This is a genomic window from Sutcliffiella rhizosphaerae, from assembly GCF_917563925.1.
GTDB classification, from domain to species: domain Bacteria; phylum Bacillota; class Bacilli; order Bacillales; family Bacillaceae_I; genus Sutcliffiella_A; species Sutcliffiella_A rhizosphaerae.
In genome coordinates this window covers 47,217-65,181 of the sequence record NZ_CAKJTJ010000014.1, presented here as the reverse complement: position 1 = coordinate 65,181, position 17,965 = coordinate 47,217, and the positions used below count along the sequence as shown (strand labels likewise).

Below are 17,965 nucleotides of genomic sequence, written 5' to 3'. Positions count from 1 at the left end.
TGGCTTCGCTTATTTGCTCACTTGAGTTATTTTCGCAACCTCCGAAGTTTAGGTAGAGGTTCCATCCTATGCAGGAAGTGCGCCAACCCTCGGCAGCTAGATATCTAAAATTCATCACTTAACGCTTACAAAACAAAAAATAAAAAAAGAGCCGAATACCGAGATTCGACTCCAATAGAGAACATTACGTATGTTTTTCAATAAAATCTAAAATAGCCTGAAAAACTTTTATTTCATTTTCTTTTTTCGAAAATCCATGGCCTTCATCGTCTAACACGATATACTCCACGTCTCTTCCTTTAGCCTGAAGCGCTTCTACTATTTGATCTGACTCATGTTTTACAACTCGAGGGTCATTCGCACCCTGGATAATCAACATCGGCTTTGTCATCGTATCCAAGTAGGTAATTGGTGAAAATTCTGTAAGTTTTTCTTTGTCTTCCACAGGATCTCCTACCCATTGTTTCATGACTGGCTTCCAATGCTCAGGAACAGATTCTATAAAGGAGAATAGGTTACTCACACCAAAAATATCGATCACAGCTTTAAAATATTCTGGGTGTCTTCCGTGAAGCAGGAGTGCCATATACCCTCCATAGCTGCCTCCCATCAAGAAGATTTTATCCTTTTCGGCATATCCCTTCTCAATCAACCAGTCTAAACCAGTAATATTATCAAGACGTGGACCGTAGCCCCAATCACCCTCTACCATCTTCATATAAGATAATCCATAGTTGGAAGAGCCCCGGAAATTAGGAGCGAATATACTGAACCCACGGTTAATCAAGAACTGGAAATACGAACGGAAGAATTTACGTTCAGAAGCTTGAGGTCCACCATGTGGCCAGAGAATAACATGACCATTTGATACCTCCTCTTTTGCTTTAAAAAACAATGATTCAATTTCTAACCCATCAAATGAAGGGTAGGTCAAAATTTCAGGATCGCTTAAGTCCTCATCTGAAACAGCAGGAACACGATTATTTGTTAAACAAGACCAATTACCATCCTCCAGCTTATAAATATTAGCAGGTTTTATTGCGGTTTTTCCGAGTAAATATACTGTACCTTTTTTAGAAATGATCAATTTATCTATGATGGATACAGGGGCATCCAATTCTGTTAATTCATTACTCTCTAGGGAATACGTATAAAGCGTATCCTCTACTCCTTTTGATGACACTATGTAAAGCTTATTACTGTTCTTGTTGAAGTAAAGTTCACTAAAGTGTAGGTCGCCATTTGAAACTCTCTCAAATGAACCAGAAGGTATATCATACCGAGCGACATAAGTACTATCATCTTCATAGTCCGTTAATAGATAGATGGTATTTTCATCCGTAAACACTGGTCCATTTACTGTATGCTGTTTATCTGTGGGAGGAGTTAGCTGTACTTCTTTCCCATTTTCAAGTAAGTATGCAAGTGTATAGGTGTTTGAAAATTGCTTTAAGAAAATAAAACTTTTTTCATCTTCAGAAACATCAAGTAAATAAGTGGAAGCATCTTTTCCTTCTACAATTAGCTTTTCTTCCCCTTTTTCTATATCATAGGAGAAAGTATTCAAAAATGTTTTGTTATCTTTTGTTCCAGTGTAGAAAATTCTTTTTCCATCTTTTGAGAACCTTGCTACCATATGGCGATGATCCTTATCTACCCGAATATCACTCAAATCACCCCCAGATGTCGGCAGTGCATAAAGTTGTGTCAATTCGTTCCCGTCATGATCAAAGCTTGCCATGATGTATTTACCATTTGGTTCATATTTAATTCCATGACAACTCTGATTGTTGAAAGTAAGTGGATATGGGTAATTGTTAGGCAAATCCATCGCCCAAATATTATAATATCCTGTTAAATTCGTACTAAATACTAGTTGTGATTCATCTGGACTGACACTAAAATCCTCGATGTTAAATACTTTGAAGAATTGTTCAGCTGTTGGTTTTTTAAACGTAAGCATGTAAAACTCCCCCTTTAAGTTAGTATTCCTCAAAAAGCCTGCATTTGGACCTTCAAGTATTCTACAGTTAACATATTCTATTAACAGTACATATTTCCTTCAATATTTTTATCATTCGACCTGATTCGACAAAATAAACGAAAAGTATGTATTATGTTGGAAGTAATAATAGGAAGAGAGGTTCATGAAAAATGAAGAAATATTTATTTCCAGTAGTTATCGTCCTTTCTTTAGGACTCATATTCTCTTACTTGACTTTGAATCATTTTAATTCTTTTACAGCTGAGCAAAATCAAGAGGGAACTTCAACAACCATCATTCAGAACCATAAGAATACTGAATGGACCAAACCGCAAAAAGCTTTCCGCACAGAAGCAACCATATCTGCAGTGGGAGACCTTTTAATACATAGTACGGTTTATAATGCGGCAAAAACAGGAGCAGACGCTTATAATTTTAATCCGATGATTGAGCGGGTAAAATCTTATCTACAAGAAACGGATATTTCGATCGCTAATCAAGAAACCATTATCGGGGGAACAGAGATCGGTCTCTCTAACTACCCAAGCTTTAACTCTCCTTTTGAAGTAGCAGATGCCTTGCAAGAGGCTGGGGTGGATATAGTCAGCATTGCCAATAACCATACACTTGATCGTGGTGAAAAAGCGATCATGAACGCAATTAATCACTATGAAACCATTGGGATGGAGTATGTTGGTGGCTATAAAAGTTTTGAAGATAAATCTAGACTTCGTACGATCAGCAAAAATGGTATTGATTTCTCCTTTTTGTCTTATACATATGGGACAAATGGAATACCTATTCCTGAAGGTAAGGAATACTTCGTTAATTTAATTGACAAAGAAGCAATTAAACGCGATGTTAAAGAAGCAAAGGATAACTCAGATGTGATCGTTGTTGCGATGCACTGGGGTGTAGAATACGTACTTTATCCTAACAGTGAGCAAGAAGAGCTTGCAAGCTTTTTGGCGGAGCTCGGGGTAGACATTGTTATTGGTCACCACCCTCATGTGCTCCAACCAATGGACTTTATTGAAAGACCTGATGGTGGAAAAATGTTTGTCGTATATTCATTAGGTAATTTCCTGTCAGGGCAAAAGGACGATTACAAGGATATTGGTGGGATTGTACAGTTAAAAGTAGAAAAATTCGTGGATGGTAAGGATAAAAACATTGAAGTAAAGGTGGATAATTTTATTCCAACCTATGTTTCACAAGTTAATCCTACCTTATATCATATTGTTTTACTTAAAGAAGCTGCTAAATACGGTTTTCCACAAGGAGAAGTTAAACATATCGAGATGATGGAGCATATGTATCAATGGTTGGAAGAGGGAGAATATACTAACTAAAAGGTTTTCAGCACCGATTTCATATCGGTGCTGATTGCTTATATAGAATAGTAGTAAAAATAATTGCTCTCTTGATGAAAACCTGTTTTTTCGTACAATTTTTGTGCATTGCTATTTTCCTTACCTGTCTCTAATAATAACCCTGTGGCACCTGTTTCCTTTGCAAATTCAATGGCTTTTTCTACTAAAATTTGTCCAATACCTTTTCCTCTAGCGGATTTTGTGACATACAAATCATTTAGAATCCACATATTTTTCATTTTCACTGACGAAAATGTAGGATAAAGCTGAACAAATCCTAACGCATTTTCTTGTTCTATAACTAAAAAAATAACAGAATCTTCATTTGCCAATCTTTTCTCCAAAAATTCTTTTGCTCCATTTAAATCTGTAGGTTGCCCATAAAATTCCCGGTATGAATTAAACAGAACAGCTACTTCATTTAAGTGTTTTAACGATGCTTTAATAATTTGCATAAATTTTCTCCTCAATGCTTTTTACTTTTGTTGTAGCAGCGATTATTACTTCATGATTTAACCCTATTACATCATATTCCGTTATATTCCCTGTTGAATTATACATAAAAGAATGCTCAACCGGCTCATTTTTGCTAAATAGTTCATCTAGAAAGAACTTAATGTTACTTACAACTTCAGATGAACTTACTATCCACTCTTTTGACTTCCACTCTAGTTTTCCTTCCGGTCCATCTTTCATAAGGCTTCCTTCAAAATCATTACCAACATATACATACATCCCAGTTCTCTTGTTCCAAGTGACAATTCCTCTAAACGTCATGTCATTAATAATAAGCCCGCTTTCTTCCCGTGTCTCCCTAATAACGCTTGCTAATGGTGTTTCATCTTTCTCGATTTTCCCACCAACTCCGTTCCATTTGCCATTATTGGGATCTTTTGTCCTTAGCAATAATAGAACAGTGTCTTTCCGTTTAATAAAACACATAGTATATGGTAGTTCCATTAGTTCCTCCTCAAGTGGTTTCAATGGTTCAATTGTTGGTAATCAGGTATAATAATGGTATTGACAGATTGCGTGTAAACGGAAGCATCTTTCCTTTTATCAATTAACGTAATATATTTAAAGAGTAAAGGAGTTGCTCAACAGTGGAAATGACTATGTCAGAAAAGGCATTCGAATGGTACAAAAATGAATTAAATTTAGAAAGTGGCGATCATATCAAATTCCATGTCCGATATGGTGGTTGCAGTACAGTGCAAAAGGGATTTTCTTTAGGTATTATAAAAGAGGACCCAGATCAACCTATTGCACAGATTGTTAAAGATGGCATCACATTTTTTGTAGAAGATAAAGAGGCCTGGTATTTTGATGGCCACGATTTGCATATCGAATTTAATGATGATTTAAATGAGCCAACCTTTGATTATGAGTGATAGTAATGAGAAGTGGAAATGCTTGTAGAAGCTTACCCACTTCTTTTTCATATTCCAAAACAGTTGACTTGTCTTTGCTTTTTACACAATGGTGTTAGAAAAACCTTTTTAATTGCTCCCATTGTCCTTCCTGATTAAGTACTTCCAATTGTTTTTCTCCAATAAGGTCAAAGTGGGGAAATAGATTTCGTTTATGGATCCATTGTTCCTGAAGACCATATTTCCTTCCCCAAGATACTAACTTATGTACATCATTGCATCCTACTTTTGTAACGGAAGTAATACCTTCAAAACGCGGATGAACCCAGAAATGGGTAATAAATGCTATTTCACCGCTACTTACTTGCTGTTTCCAATCCTCAAGTTCTTTTCGATTTATACCAAATGCCATACTTTATTCACCCTGTTTTTTAGCATTTTCATATGCTTCGTGCCACTCTGGATATTTTTTTCTAATAATAATTGGTTTGAAATTATCCTTTTTCACACACACATGAGAAGAGGTACCAAGCAATGCCTCCTCTTGATTTGGTGTTAAAATTTTGTAGCCGTATACGACTCTAAAGCCATCATAAGATTCAATCCATGTATGTATGGTGGCGTAATCCCCATAACGAAGTGGTTTTTTATAGCTTGCTTGAATATCTATCACAGGCGATATTATCCCATCCTGTTCCATTTCTGCATAAGAAAAACCTAAGTCTTTGATTAATTGCGTCCTTCCTAGCTCCATCCAGACAAGGTAGTTAGCATGGTATACTACTCCCATTTGGTCCGTTTCTGCATAGCGAACTTCAATTTCTTTTTTGGAAATAAGCATGATGATCCCTCATTTGTGTTATTGTGTTCCCCATATCATAACATAAATGAATATTTTTCCACATTGATTTGGCAAGTTTTACTCAAGCTATATTAAAAAAAATGGGCACCAATGGAGTGCCCACCTTAATTATTTATTGAAACCATTTTCACGGGAGTTAGCTTCATCTTGAATTTCAGAACGGAAAGCTTGAATACTTTCTTCCCTACGCTTATTTTTCGCTTCAATAAGAGATTTCTCTTCTTCAGTTGCAAATTGGATAGAGTCCTGTGCTTCTTCAATATTCTCAATAGTATTCTGGAGCATATCTTGAAGTTTTTCGACATTATCACTACGGTCATCGGGATTTGTACGATAATGATTATTTTCTTCCAATCTAAACGCCTCCCATAATAATTAATGAGCTACTACATAGATTATTGTTTACAATTATCAGTTAAAAACACTTGAAATACTTGGAGGTTTATTCTCCTTTAGTTTGAATCACCTGTGCATGTTCGCCGGAAGTATCCTGCATTTTTTTGCCTTTGTTTCCTCCAGCTGCACGAGATTGTGTCCCAATATGGTTTGGAACAAAATGTTTATTATTTCTTTTTGGATTACTCATAAAACATCCCTCCTACCCTTACTATTTGAAGGAGGAGGGATTTTCATAACAAGAAATTATTGAAAGTTATTCTGCAGCCTTGTTTAACATTTTTTCTTCAAGACGGTCTTCAATTTTGCGCAAAGCTTCTTCGTCCTTTAGCAAGAGTTGTTTATTTTCAATAACTAGTTCTTCAAAAGAACGTTTACGAATTCTTCTCATATTATCACCTTCTTATTTATTATTGTAATAGTATTAATGTCCAAAATTCTTAAAAATTATGATAATTTCCGAACAAATTGATGAGAAATTCATGAGAAAGGGAAAACTCGGTGAAGTATCTTATGTTTGAGTATCTTCTTAATGAATTACCCAGATATTTGAAAATAAAACCACTATTATACGAATACACGTTCTTGTAATAAATGGAATATTAAGCTACAATTTTTTTAACACGAATTTTTAGAAAATGAGGGATATAAATGACAAAATCCGCTTTTCAAACATATAGAGAAAACTTGGCAATTTTTATAGACGTTCTAAATGATAATTCCCACCCTCTCAGCACTCCAATAGCAGACAATAAATGGTCCAGATTTGAAGTTGTTGGACATATCTATTATTGGGATAAATTTTTAAAAGATGTAATGGTACCGCAGATAAAAGCAAATGGCGTACTGCCTTCATTTCCTAATCATGATGAATATAACAAAGAAGCGATAGACTACATAAAAAGATTTAATGACTATAAGGAATTCCAAAAAGAATTTACTCATACACGTGAGGAATTGATAAATGAATTGAAAAAAATTGATACTGAAACAAAGTTCACTATTGGAGAAGGTAAAAGGCGTTTCAACACCGAATCTTTTTTGAAGATGTTCTGTAAACATGATCAACATCATTTGAATCAAATTTTATAACCTCGAGGGGAATTTTAGTTGAAAAAGAAAAGAATTGTACTAGTCGGATTTTTGTCTGCTTTTATTCTTTATTTTGTTTTTATCTTCCGTGATGGTATCGTCCTTGATTTTCTAGGTGTAGAGATGACCATGCCCTTTACAAAAGAAATTGAGATACCACTTAACATCACCAAGATGGATAACAACGATAACGGCGTTCCTGATGCGCTGGATATTGTCTTCACTTCAAGGAAAGAAGTAGAGCAGCGAACTCCTTATAAAAGTGTATATTATGATGGCGGTTATCCACCTAATACCGAAGGAGTGTGTACCGACGTAGTTTGGAGGGGACTTCTCGGAGCAGGAATCAATCTGAAAGATTTAATGGACGCCGATATTGCTGAAAATACAAAACTTTATCCAAGGGTTGGGGGAAATCCTGATCCTAATATCGATTTTAGACGCGTCCCAAATCAAGCTGTATTTTTTGAGCGTTACTCAACATCATTAACAACAGAACTAATAGAAGGAGATATCGAAAACTTAAAGGATTGGCAACCAGGTGATATTGTTGTCTTTCTTGGTGGAGAGTTTGATCATGTTGGAATAATCTCTGATAAGCGCACAAAAGATGGGATACCGTATTTGATTCATAACACCCATCCGTATGCTTCTGAAATTAAACTGACTTCATTCAGATCACCGATTACAGGACATTACAGATGGAATTTCTAAAAAAGGAAAAGGAATCCATGGAAGTAGGACTCCTTTTCCTTTTTAGTTCATTTTTGATATTTGTTTTTCCATTAATTCATATGTCATAGGGCCAATGTGCTTAATAGAAACAGCTCCTTCACTATCAATGAAGTAAGTCGTTGGCATCGTAAGTACTTCATAATGCCTAAATGTACCTTTTTCATCCAACAAAATCGGGAAAGTGTAGCCACCCTCTTCTACATACTTTCTAACATTATCCACATTTTTCTCGCTTTCTGTCAGGTTAACAGCCAGCATTACGATATCTTCGTTTTCTTCAGAGAACTTTTGCATTTCAGGCATTTCTGCTCGGCAAGGTCCACACCATGTTGCCCAAAAGTTTAGAATTACTTTTTTTCCTTTATAGTCAGAGAGCTTTGCAGTACTCCCATCTAGGGTGCTAAGTTCAAAATCCTTTGCTTTGTCACCGGCCTGCGTTCCTACACTTGGTTCCTTTTCTGCGAACACTTGGAAAGTGGCATACCCAATTAAAAATACTAAAAATGTAATTGCAATTATTTTTTTCACTTTTTCATTCCTCCTTTACAGCAAAGTCATGATTCCAAAATAAGCGAAGCTAGTAATGGTTAGACTTGGAATTAGTATTACTATTGAAGTTTTTAATGAAATATTGCTTATATTAAATCTCCAAAAAGAAAATCCAATGAAGACGAAAGTAGCTAGGTAAACACCTTCCGTTCCTCCTGTTAAAAATAGAACACCATAAGGATTTGTCCATAATATTGACGGCCTGAAAAAAATGATACTAAATTTATATGTAAGTAGCCAGATTAACAAACCTGATGTTAAAACCTCTTCCACTTTATGTAATAATTTTGTCCGCTTTCTAAGAAGTATGGCAATATATAAAAACGAAAGCATACTTGAAAAAATTAGTACTAGATAAGTCTTTTTTATCAGGAAAGGTCCCAATTGAACAGCATCCATAAAAAGCTCCTTCATTTCATGATACCTTTATTAAATCATAATTATGACTAAATCAATGTTACCCTTTTGTCTATTTTATAACATTTCTTATAAAAACAGAAATTTCCTTTTTCCGCCAAGCATAAAACAACATATTACTAAATCAAAAAAATAAAGCCGGCTCCATATCGGAACCGGCTTTATTTCTTTATTATGCTTTTAATTTATCACGCAATACCATGCGCAAGATTCCACCATGACGATAGTAATCAATTTCTACTTCGCTATCAAAACGAACTAGAGCTTCAAACTCTTTTTGGTTGCCTTCTTGGTCTGTAGCAGTAACCTTTACAAAGTCACGTGGTTTTACTGTTTCATCAACAGCAACTTCAAACGTTTCTTTACCAGTTAAGCCAAGAATTTCAGCATTTTCTCCATCTTTAAATTGAAGAGGAAGAACTCCCATTAAGACAAGGTTACTACGGTGAATTCTTTCGAAGCTTTCCGCAATAACTGTCTTAATTCCAAGAAGGTTTGTTCCTTTTGCTGCCCAGTCACGAGAGCTTCCCATCCCGTAATCTTTACCAGCAATAACCATCAACCCAGTTCCAACATCTTTGTATTTCATGCAAGCATCATATATGGACATAACATCGCCTGTTGGCCAGTAAGTCGTCCAGCCACCCTCTGTTCCAGGAGCGATTTGGTTACGGATACGAATGTTTGCAAAAGTACCACGCATCATCACTTCATGGTTACCACGACGGGATCCATATGAGTTGAACTCACGAGGAGTTACACCGTTTGCTTGCAAGTATTTACCCGCTGGTGTATCTTTACCAATTGATCCTGCAGGTGAAATATGGTCCGTTGTTACGGAATCACCAAATTTACCAACTACACGAAGATCAGAAAGCGGTTCAACCGTACCAGCATCTGGAGTTAATCCTTCAAAGAATGGTGGGTTTTGAATGTAAGTTGAGTCGTTATCCCAGCTATAAAGTGCTTCATCAGAAGTCTCAATTTGGTTCCAACGCTCATTATCATCAAATACTCTCTCATACTCTCTGCGGAATAGTTCTGGAGTTACTGTAGATTTTACTACTTCCTTCACTTCATCCGTAGATGGCCAAATATCTTTGAAATGTACATCGTTGCCGTTCTTATCTTTGCCAAGAACATCATTTTGAAGGTCAATATCTACATTACCTGCAAGTGCATATGCCACTACTAGAGGTGGAGATGCAAGGTAGTTACCTTTAACAAGTGGGTGGATACGTCCTTCGAAGTTACGGTTACCAGAAAGAACAGATGTAACAAGCAAGTCATTCTCAGCAACAGCTTCTTCAATCTCATCAGCTAAAGGACCCGAGTTACCGATACATGTTGCACAGCCATAACCAACGATGTTGAATCCTAATTGATCCAAATATGGTTGTAAACCAGAGTCATGTAAGTAACCTGTAACTACTTTTGAACCTGGTGCTAGAGATGTTTTTACAAAGCTTGGTACTTCTAAACCTAGTTCAACTGCTTTTTTTGCTACAAGACCAGCAGCAACTAAAACGTATGGGTTAGATGTATTTGTACAGGAAGTGATGGATGCAATAGCGATAGAACCGGTCTTCATAGTAGTTTTTTCGCCAGAAGCAAGCGCCACTTCTACTTCTTTATTAATGTCAGTTGGAGACATACCATAGCCTTGGTTACCTTGTGGTGCTATTAATGCATTGCGGAAAGTCTCCTGCATCATGGATAGGGAAACAAGATCTTGTGGTCGCTTTGGACCAGACAAGTTAGGCTCTATTTCATCTAGGTTAATATCAACAACATCTGTATAAACAGGGTCTGCGTCTGGGCTAAAGAATAGTCCATTTGCTTTACAATATTCTTCTACTAGCTTAATTTGCTCTTCTGAACGCCCAGTTAAGCGCATGTAGTCAAGGGACTCATCATCAATTGGGAAGAATCCACAAGTTGCACCATACTCTGGCGCCATATTTGCAATTGTTGCGCGATCAGCAAGTGGAAGTTCAGAAACTCCAGGACCGAAGAATTCTACAAATTTACCAACCACACCATGCTTACGCAGTACTTGGGTAACTTTTAACGCCAAGTCTGTAGCAGTAGTTCCGTTAGGTAATGTTCCAGTTAACTTAACTCCAACCACTTCAGGAACTGGGAAGTATGAAGGCTGCCCGAGCATTCCAGCTTCAGCTTCAATTCCACCTACACCCCAACCAAGAACACCAATACCATTGATCATTGTTGTATGGGAGTCAGTACCAACAAGTGTGTCAGGGAATGCAACAAGTTCACCATCTTCTTCAACAGCATGAACTACGTTAGCCAAGTACTCTAAGTTAACTTGGTGAACGATACCAGTTGCTGGTGGAACCGCGCGGTAGTTATCAAATGATTTTTTTGCCCAGCTTAGGAACTTATAACGCTCTGCATTACGCTCAAATTCTAACTTCATGTTAAAATCAAGCGAATCTGCCGTACCAGCTCTATCTACTTGTACTGAGTGGTCAATGACTAGATCAACTGGAATTTCAGGATTGATTTTATCAGGGTTTCCACCTAAGTCAGCCATTGCTTTGCGTAGTGATGCAAGATCAACTACTGCTGGAACACCTGTAAAGTCTTGAAGAATTACACGAGAAGGCTTGAATGGTACATCCACGTCCTTTTGTTCGTCCGTTCCCCATTTAGCTAAATTTTCAACGTGCTCCTTCGTAATTACACGACCGTCCACTTGGCGTAGAACAGATTCCAAAAGTACTTTAATGGAATAAGGCAGGCGTGACACGTTACCTACCTTTGCATTTTCAAGCGCTTGCAAAGAATAATAATGATACGTTTTTCCATTCACTTCAAAAGAAGTGCGCGCATTAAAAACATCTTGCTTCGTCATATGTATTACCCCCTACTCATAGTTTAATAGGACTTCGCTATGAACAATTTTTAGGCATGAAAAACATGCTTCTACTAGAGAAAGCGTTTGCGACATTGTTTTTCTTAGAGACAATTTTCGAGTTGTTTCTCCCACCGTATAGTCCTTACGATATTATCTTAATACAACATTTCTCATAAGTAAATATCAATAAAGTTATCAAATCACATAAGTTAGCCTTATCTTTCATAATATTCCACAAATACATGCAAAAGAAACATAAGGAGATGCTAATAATGGAGGTGGGACTGATGGCAAAAAGAAAGGCAAATCATGTTATTGAAGGAATGAATGTTGCAAAGGCACAAGGTATAGGAGCAGGCTATAATGAAGAATTCTCCAGTGAACCTTTAACTGAAGAGCAAAGGCAAAATAATAAGAAACGTAAGAAAAATCAATAGTGTTCGTTTAGATATATGGAACGGTTAAGCAGAACCGTTCTCTTTTTCATGTAGTATTAAACGAATAAAACCACCCTTCAACCAAAATCTTTGGTATAAAAGATGGTTCAAGAATTTTTAAAGATCTCCATGACCCTGCATCATTCGCCCAAGGTCTTGCTGGAATTGTTGCAATTGAACACGCTGCGTATCGGATGCAACCTCCAAAGCATTATTGATTTGTTCCAACGCTTCATTTACTTCATTCTCAAGGCGTTTAAAATCGTTTCCATAATCAGGATCGTTTCGCACAATCAATTCGTAAATATCCTTTGCTTGTTCAGTTCCTTGTTGAGCTGCTTGAAAGGCCTGTTGTTTATTTTTATGATATGGCATAAGGTATCGCTCCTTTAGTAATTGTGCTTTAGCTCTACATATACTGACCAATAACACTGAAAAATATACCTATATTCTAGGAGCATATAAACATTCATTTATCAAACACTATAACAAAGGAGGCGATTATACGATGAACAAAAATGATCATAAGGATATGGTGAGAAACCAACCTAAAAATAATCAAACAGGATCAGGACAACCTGCCCCTTTAAGTGGTTCCCATAAAGTTAAAAACCGCAACCACACCCGCCAAAAAAATAATTCTAGCCACGATATGTAGAAAAAATATAATAATGTTTTTGGGGAATTCTACTGTAATTGTCTTGTTATTAATCCTGCTAATGATGCATTTAGGCAATTATTTATTGGAGTTCCCCTTTTTTTATTTGTTTTTATCCTTGTGATTACTCATCATTCTCAACAATTTCATCTATCACTTTGACTTCCTTTTTGCCATTGACATTAACTATACTTATTTTTGTAAAAGTCCTTATAGATTGGCCAACATTCCCGGAACCTGCCCCGGTCACACCTGTTTCTTCCGCTATTGGACTAGCTTTAAATATATTGCCAAAATTGACAACTCCACCATTTACATTTTTAATTATTACTTTATTAATAAAACACCCCATCCATCACACACTCCTTTTAGGTAGCGTATGATGGCATGTTTATGCTTGTATAGGTGGACGTCCTAAGGAGCTAATCTTTTCGGTAATATTGTCTTAAGTACCATTCCCAATCTTCTTGTGTCCATTTTTTCCCTTTATTCAGTTGTAAAAAATCTTTTTTCCATTGTCTCTTTCTTTGAGCAACTTCATTTTCTTGAATACTACTTTGATTCAGTATTTTTGCCCGTATATCATTACTTTCATAACCATTCTCAAAAATTGCACTTGATAAAAAATGATTTAGTAATTTCTTTAGGCACATTAATAGTAGAATTATCCAAACAATAACTTTTACGGTGATCGAAAGCGGCATCACTAATACGATAAAAGAAAATAATACAGCAACTACCAAATACAGTTTTGTAGTTTTTCTAAAGGTGCTTTCCTGACTATTGATTTTGGAATGTAGTTGATACTTTTGTTCTATTTCACAGTCCACACAGTATGGTTCTATTTTTTTTTCTCCATTAATATACCGTTCCACTAGTATTTGTTTATGTTTTACACAATATAATTCCAAGCTTGTCCTCCATTAAACTGTCATTCCTTTAATTATATCAATTGTAAAATAAAAGTTGAAATCAATCTTTAGATACTTATCGGTCCTTCCCTTTTCATTAAATGCTATATGAATATCTTTTAATTCCCCAACATAAATAAATATGTAATTTAACTAAAATACTTTCTGTCTACATACTTTTAGGGCGTACCCAAGATTGGGTCCGCCCCTTTTGTCTAGTATCGTAGGCTAGCGAGATAATGAGCCGAGCGGTGAAAAAGTAATACCATCCTTTCAGGTGACCATTTGCTTCTCAGACAGGTGTTTGACATATCAATCCATCTCATTATGTAAGCACTACAATTAAGATGGATTCCTTTTCTATAAATTTAACTTAATTGGGTTAACTAAAGCAGGTAAGTTTTCAGTTTCATCTGAGACATTGACTTCAATAACTTTGAAATCATTTGAAACCCCTTCTTTATTCGTATCTAACACTAATACTCTATCAATATTGTAAGTTTCCATCATCCGGTTATCTTCCCTTCCATAATTTATCACACAATGGAAAGTATATGCAGCGAGAATGAAAACGTGACAAATAAATCAAATATGACTTCTTTAAACTAAATAGGGACAATTGCTTATCCAATTTTCTGTTAGTGGAATACATTGGTATAGTAAATTTTATCAAGAGGAGTGATTTATTTGACAGATCAAAATTGGGGTAATATTGGGGAAGACGATATCATGTTCCATCCTACTAATCGAAACAGTGTTGATGACCGGAACAGAAACAAGAATAAAAACACCAACAACCTTGCAAATCAGGGTGGTGAGGCAGGAACAAAAATTGATGCTTCAGGTGGTGCACAAGTAAGCGGTAAACGTGGAACTAACGTTAGTCAAGGTGGACAAATTGCCAAAAAATACGGACAAAACGCAAATCAAATGGGGCAAATTGCCAAAAAGAGAGGCCTAAATATTTTAGAGGATGGTACAATTGAACCTCCACCTCCACCGGAGGAATCCTTTACTATAGTTGAAGATGAGGAGGACTAAGCTTCTCTGCTTTTATGATAGGAGTGCATTATGAATAACAATGCTGGCGAGCAGAATTTATCCAACAATCAAATAGGAATGAAACCTACTTTAAGACTTGAGCAGGATGGTAAAATTATTGAATTTAACTTAACCATCAACATATACAATACAAATGATAATCATAATAATCTTGCAAATGCCGGGGCACAAGCCGGCGTATCCTATACCGCTTCAGATCAAGGTCAAATTAGTGGGGATAATAGTGAGAACCTATATATTAATAAGGAACCAGAACATAAAGTAGAATACTTTATTGAAAAAACGAAAGAAAACAACCAGATAAAAAGTAAAAATCCTTTTCGTTCCTATAGGTATAACAGACCTTGAATCTAAAATTCTCCAGGATGTTGCTATTCCTGGAGAATGGATATATACATTACTACATATATTTTCAATGGGAGGGATAATAATGGAAACGTTCGGCAGGGGCTGTTTATATATTATAGTCGGAATCGGGATCTTGTTATTTCTAGCCATTATTACGCAAAGTCATATTAATGTACCATGGATAATTGCCATTCCATTGATATTTCTAGCTTTCTATTTTGCAAAAAAGAAATCAGATGAGAAGAATCGATAGAAAAAAGCATGAGTTGAGCACTCATGGCAGACTGTTGACAAACCCAAATTATTTTTAAATTTGCATTTGACTGTTGATCTTCGTTTCAGACGCTTCGCTTTCCGCAGGCGGTCCGGGAACCTCCTCGGGCTGCGCCCTGTGGGGTTTCCCATGTCCCTTCCTCCCGCAGGACAAGGAAGGCTTCGACAGCGATTCATCGCACGAAGAAAATGTGGTAGCATTTTCGAGGAGTCTGCGCGTTTTCCACTACGATCAACAAGAGAATTGCATGAATTTAAATAAAAATGGACCTTTGTCTATACACTGGCATGAGTTGAGCACTCATGTTTTTTTCTGCTATTTTATTTCTTCAATAAATAAATCTGGACCTGAGATAACCTCTAATTTCTCTGGAACCTTTAAATGAATAATTGGATAGATAAAAGAACTTCCAGAATGCTCCATCAATCGAAAATTATTAAATTGTCTCGATGGATAACCAAGATTCCAATATGTTAGATTGATTTCTACTTCGTTCATATTTCGAACGTAAAAAACATTATTTTCAAGATAATACGTAGGTAAGCTTATCATTGATGAAACGTTAATGTTGTCAATAATTGCTTCACCAGCATAGACATTGACCTGTATTTCATTCATTAACTCGCTATCTCTTTCAAACATTACCGTAACGCCAGAAGAACCTATTTCGCGAACATCTATGCTACTATTCGTATAAGGCATGCTTTCTTTTTTCTTAACCAAGTACTCTACATTCTCTTTTTCAAGAAGGCTTTCGTATGTTGTTGATACATTTTCAGTTTCTATCACCTCTTCACTTGAGACAAACTTGTCAACGGGTAAGAGAATGAAAGTAATTGTGGATAGTAGTAATAATCCGACATAACAAAATAATATCGCCCAATTTTTCTTGTAAGAAAACCTTATTCTTACTTTGTTTAATCCTATCCACAGTAGGATAAAGAAGATAATCACAATAAGTAAAGGAAACAAAGCACCAACTATTGACATTATTGCCTAACCTCCCCTCTGTTAAAAATCCAGCTTGAAACAGCTAACAGAATTACAAGCGTCATTATACATTTAATGAAAAACATGAAAAGAAAACTTTCATTCAAGAAAAAACTCATTATAAATGGCATTCCTTCATTAGTCTTTCCACCAAGAATAAAATAGCCAAATATAATCAAAGGTACAATTATATTCATTAATGGATGTAGGCGAGTAATGGTTCCAACAAAGTAACCGATACCTGCTAACAATAATAGATATAGAAAAGTTGCAAATAACCCGCTAGCTAATATTTCTAATGAAAAAGAATTCGGTGTAATGAAAATTGTTCCTGTGTTTGGTAAAAAATAGATAATGACTCTCAATAGAAAGCTGCTTAGTTCTGTGGTTACAGTAGCAATCACTGCCGCTATTACCAAAAATAAAATATTTGAAAGGTTACTAGTTAACCTGCTGGAAACAAAAGTAAAATCATCATTCCTCAACGATCGAGCTGTAAGGATAATTGCTGAAATAAATGCCCATAAAAGTGTAAAGGTAAAAACTAAATCATTTGAAAATTGATTTACTTGATAATTTAAACTATTCACTCCACCAACAGACATCCCTATCCCGTTAAAAGAAAAAAGTATAGCAATAATTTGTACAACTACCAATGATAGAAAAACTCCTGAATAGGCAGAAAGTTTAAAACGCAGCTGTTCGATTACTACATGCTTCATACTTACATCATTTAAAGACATCATCAATCCCTCCTTTTGTTTGGCTAGTTAAGTATACACAAAGGTCACTTGGTGAAACTGGGGACAATTTTAAACCTAAGTGACTTGCTTCCTGATGTATCTTAGCTTTATACAAACTCTCTATCACAATATAAGTCGAACCTGGACTAAGCTCTTTTAGAAAGAGAACTGTTTTATCATGAGACCACTCTTTGACTATCTCGGATGGACCAATTACTCCAATTGCATATTCCTTGAAGTTTTCAATTGGGAGATGAAGCTGCTTTTCACCATTGTGAATAAGAAGGATTTCTTCTAAAATGTCTTCCATTTCCTCCAAATGATGACTAGAAATGATGATGGTTCTAGGATGTGCTAAGTACTCTTTTAATAGCGCTCGATAAAAATCCTTTCTTACCGCAGCATCCATACCAGTAGTTGGCTCATCAAACATCGTTAATGGACACCTTGATGAAAGACCAACAATCATGTTAAATGTACTTCTTTTTCCTTTTGAAAGCTCATCATGTCGCTGATTTTCAAAAAAATGAAAGTACTGAAAAAGCTTTTTTGCCATCTCTGCATCCCAATTGGGATAAAACCTTCCTGCCACTTCAAGAATTTCACCTAAATTTAATGATGTTGGAAAGCTCATCATATCATCCACTAATATAGTATTGGCAGATGCCTTCAAGCTGTTAAATGGTCGTTCTCCAAAAATCAAAACTTCTCCATCAGAGGGTTTGATAAATCCTGCCATTATTTTTAATAAAGTCGTTTTACCAGCTCCGTTTCTGCCTATTAAACCAGAAATTTTATTTTCATTTATAGTAAAATGGAGATTTTTCAAAGCTTTTGAATGTCTATAATCTTTCGATAATTTATAACCTTTAACGACTTCCAC

Annotated in this window: 27 protein-coding genes; 9 read left to right on the top strand and 18 right to left on the bottom strand. The window is 35.9% G+C overall.

What is annotated here, in order from left to right:
* Positions 1-184: 184 nt before the first annotated feature.
* On the bottom strand, positions 185-1,963 hold the full coding sequence (locus LRP81_RS13385; RefSeq protein ID WP_230501880.1) for a S9 family peptidase: 1,779 nt from the start codon (positions 1,961-1,963) through the stop codon (positions 185-187).
* 191 nt (positions 1,964-2,154) lie between these two features.
* Here LRP81_RS13385 and LRP81_RS13380 point away from each other — a divergent pair, with 191 nt between their 5' ends.
* Positions 2,155-3,336, top strand: coding sequence for a CapA family protein (locus tag LRP81_RS13380; RefSeq protein WP_230501878.1), 1,182 nt, complete (start codon positions 2,155-2,157; stop codon positions 3,334-3,336).
* 38 nt (positions 3,337-3,374) lie between these two features.
* Here the strand turns inward: LRP81_RS13380 and LRP81_RS13375 are convergent, their stop codons facing one another.
* Positions 3,375-3,812, bottom strand: coding sequence for a GNAT family N-acetyltransferase (locus tag LRP81_RS13375; protein ID WP_230501876.1), 438 nt, complete (start codon positions 3,810-3,812; stop codon positions 3,375-3,377).
* On the bottom strand, positions 3,799-4,317 hold the full coding sequence (locus LRP81_RS13370) for an NUDIX hydrolase (protein ID WP_230501874.1): 519 nt from the start codon (positions 4,315-4,317) through the stop codon (positions 3,799-3,801). Before LRP81_RS13370 ends, LRP81_RS13375 begins: the two co-directional genes overlap by 14 nt.
* 143 nt (positions 4,318-4,460) lie before the next feature.
* On the opposite strand from LRP81_RS13370, the gene LRP81_RS13365 reads away from it, so the two are divergent.
* On the top strand, positions 4,461-4,748 hold the full coding sequence (locus LRP81_RS13365) for a HesB/YadR/YfhF family protein (protein ID WP_230501872.1): 288 nt from the start codon (positions 4,461-4,463) through the stop codon (positions 4,746-4,748).
* Between the two features lie 94 nt (positions 4,749-4,842).
* On the opposite strand, the gene LRP81_RS13360 is transcribed toward LRP81_RS13365, so the two are convergent.
* From LRP81_RS13360 to LRP81_RS13340, 5 genes are all read right to left on the bottom strand, one after another.
* Positions 4,843-5,139, bottom strand: coding sequence for a hypothetical protein (locus tag LRP81_RS13360; RefSeq protein WP_230501870.1), 297 nt, complete (start codon positions 5,137-5,139; stop codon positions 4,843-4,845).
* A gap of 3 nt (positions 5,140-5,142) precedes the next feature.
* Positions 5,143-5,568 (bottom strand): acyl-CoA thioesterase, encoded by a 426-nt coding sequence (locus LRP81_RS13355; RefSeq protein ID WP_230501868.1) that lies wholly within the window; start codon positions 5,566-5,568, stop codon positions 5,143-5,145.
* A 129-nt stretch (positions 5,569-5,697) separates the two neighbouring features.
* Positions 5,698-5,943 carry a small acid-soluble spore protein Tlp gene (gene tlp / locus LRP81_RS13350; RefSeq protein ID WP_263458245.1) on the bottom strand — a complete coding sequence of 82 codons (246 nt, stop codon included), beginning with the start codon at positions 5,941-5,943 and terminating at the stop codon, positions 5,698-5,700.
* Positions 5,944-6,031: 88 nt separating this feature from the next.
* Positions 6,032-6,175, bottom strand: a complete 144-nt coding sequence (locus tag LRP81_RS13345; protein ID WP_230501866.1) for an acid-soluble spore protein N — start codon at positions 6,173-6,175, stop codon at positions 6,032-6,034.
* Between the two features lie 66 nt (positions 6,176-6,241).
* On the bottom strand, positions 6,242-6,376 hold the full coding sequence (locus LRP81_RS13340; protein ID WP_230501864.1) for an FbpB family small basic protein: 135 nt from the start codon (positions 6,374-6,376) through the stop codon (positions 6,242-6,244).
* Positions 6,377-6,636: 260 nt separating this feature from the next.
* Here LRP81_RS13340 and LRP81_RS13335 point away from each other — a divergent pair, with 260 nt between their 5' ends.
* A complete protein-coding gene (locus tag LRP81_RS13335; protein WP_230501863.1) occupies positions 6,637-7,077 on the top strand; it encodes a DinB family protein in 441 nt (146 codons plus the stop codon).
* Positions 7,078-7,095: 18 nt separating this feature from the next.
* On the top strand, positions 7,096-7,791 hold the full coding sequence (locus tag LRP81_RS13330) for a DUF1287 domain-containing protein (protein ID WP_230501861.1): 696 nt from the start codon (positions 7,096-7,098) through the stop codon (positions 7,789-7,791).
* Positions 7,792-7,833: 42 nt separating this feature from the next.
* On the opposite strand, the gene LRP81_RS13325 is transcribed toward LRP81_RS13330, so the two are convergent.
* The 3 genes from LRP81_RS13325 to acnA all read right to left on the bottom strand — a co-directional run bounded on the left by LRP81_RS13325 (position 7,834) and on the right by acnA (position 11,656).
* Positions 7,834-8,340: a TlpA family protein disulfide reductase gene (locus LRP81_RS13325; RefSeq protein WP_230501860.1), complete on the bottom strand. Its 507-nt coding sequence runs from the start codon at positions 8,338-8,340 to the stop codon at positions 7,834-7,836.
* Between the two features lie 15 nt (positions 8,341-8,355).
* A complete protein-coding gene (locus LRP81_RS13320) occupies positions 8,356-8,775 on the bottom strand; it encodes a hypothetical protein (RefSeq protein WP_230501858.1) in 420 nt (139 codons plus the stop codon).
* A 175-nt stretch (positions 8,776-8,950) separates the two neighbouring features.
* Positions 8,951-11,656 carry an aconitate hydratase AcnA gene (acnA, locus tag LRP81_RS13315; RefSeq protein ID WP_230501856.1) on the bottom strand — a complete coding sequence of 902 codons (2,706 nt, stop codon included), beginning with the start codon at positions 11,654-11,656 and terminating at the stop codon, positions 8,951-8,953.
* 290 nt (positions 11,657-11,946) lie between these two features.
* Between acnA and sspO the strand changes: the two genes are divergently transcribed.
* Positions 11,947-12,096 carry a small acid-soluble spore protein O gene (gene sspO, locus LRP81_RS13310; RefSeq protein ID WP_230501854.1) on the top strand — a complete coding sequence of 50 codons (150 nt, stop codon included), beginning with the start codon at positions 11,947-11,949 and terminating at the stop codon, positions 12,094-12,096.
* Between the two features lie 117 nt (positions 12,097-12,213).
* Here sspO and LRP81_RS13305 read toward each other — a convergent pair whose 3' ends face one another.
* Entirely contained in the window at positions 12,214-12,471 is a 258-nt protein-coding gene (locus tag LRP81_RS13305; RefSeq protein WP_230501852.1) for a hypothetical protein, read from the bottom strand.
* 133 nt (positions 12,472-12,604) lie between these two features.
* On the opposite strand from LRP81_RS13305, the gene LRP81_RS13300 reads away from it, so the two are divergent.
* Positions 12,605-12,754, top strand: a complete 150-nt coding sequence (locus LRP81_RS13300; RefSeq protein WP_230501850.1) for a small acid-soluble spore protein P — start codon at positions 12,605-12,607, stop codon at positions 12,752-12,754.
* 124 nt (positions 12,755-12,878) lie between these two features.
* Here the strand turns inward: LRP81_RS13300 and LRP81_RS13295 are convergent, their stop codons facing one another.
* From LRP81_RS13295 to LRP81_RS13285, 3 genes are all read right to left on the bottom strand, one after another.
* Complete coding sequence (locus tag LRP81_RS13295; protein WP_230501849.1) at positions 12,879-13,106, bottom strand: spore germination protein; 228 nt, start codon at positions 13,104-13,106, stop codon at positions 12,879-12,881.
* 70 nt (positions 13,107-13,176) lie between these two features.
* Complete coding sequence (locus LRP81_RS13290) at positions 13,177-13,665, bottom strand: hypothetical protein (RefSeq protein WP_230501847.1); 489 nt, start codon at positions 13,663-13,665, stop codon at positions 13,177-13,179.
* Between the two features lie 360 nt (positions 13,666-14,025).
* Complete coding sequence (locus LRP81_RS13285; RefSeq protein WP_230501845.1) at positions 14,026-14,172, bottom strand: hypothetical protein; 147 nt, start codon at positions 14,170-14,172, stop codon at positions 14,026-14,028.
* A gap of 180 nt (positions 14,173-14,352) precedes the next feature.
* Here LRP81_RS13285 and LRP81_RS13280 point away from each other — a divergent pair, with 180 nt between their 5' ends.
* From LRP81_RS13280 to LRP81_RS13270, 3 genes are all read left to right on the top strand, one after another.
* Positions 14,353-14,706: a hypothetical protein gene (locus tag LRP81_RS13280; RefSeq protein ID WP_230501843.1), complete on the top strand. Its 354-nt coding sequence runs from the start codon at positions 14,353-14,355 to the stop codon at positions 14,704-14,706.
* A 30-nt stretch (positions 14,707-14,736) separates the two neighbouring features.
* Positions 14,737-15,075 (top strand): hypothetical protein, encoded by a 339-nt coding sequence (locus LRP81_RS13275; protein ID WP_230501842.1) that lies wholly within the window; start codon positions 14,737-14,739, stop codon positions 15,073-15,075.
* Positions 15,076-15,157: 82 nt separating this feature from the next.
* The gene (locus LRP81_RS13270) at positions 15,158-15,328 is read left to right on the top strand and encodes a hypothetical protein (protein ID WP_230501840.1); all 171 of its coding nucleotides are present in this window, start codon (positions 15,158-15,160) and stop codon (positions 15,326-15,328) included.
* A 336-nt stretch (positions 15,329-15,664) separates the two neighbouring features.
* Here the strand turns inward: LRP81_RS13270 and LRP81_RS13265 are convergent, their stop codons facing one another.
* The 3 genes from LRP81_RS13265 to LRP81_RS13255 are packed head-to-tail and all read right to left on the bottom strand — an operon-like array spanning position 15,665 to position 17,965.
* The gene (locus LRP81_RS13265; protein ID WP_230501839.1) at positions 15,665-16,339 is read right to left on the bottom strand and encodes a hypothetical protein; all 675 of its coding nucleotides are present in this window, start codon (positions 16,337-16,339) and stop codon (positions 15,665-15,667) included.
* Positions 16,339-17,082, bottom strand: coding sequence for a hypothetical protein (locus tag LRP81_RS13260; protein WP_230501837.1), 744 nt, complete (start codon positions 17,080-17,082; stop codon positions 16,339-16,341). The genes LRP81_RS13265 and LRP81_RS13260 overlap by 1 nt, the downstream gene beginning before the upstream one ends.
* Positions 17,069-17,965, bottom strand: a complete 897-nt coding sequence (locus tag LRP81_RS13255; protein WP_230501835.1) for an ATP-binding cassette domain-containing protein — start codon at positions 17,963-17,965, stop codon at positions 17,069-17,071. The genes LRP81_RS13260 and LRP81_RS13255 overlap by 14 nt, the downstream gene beginning before the upstream one ends.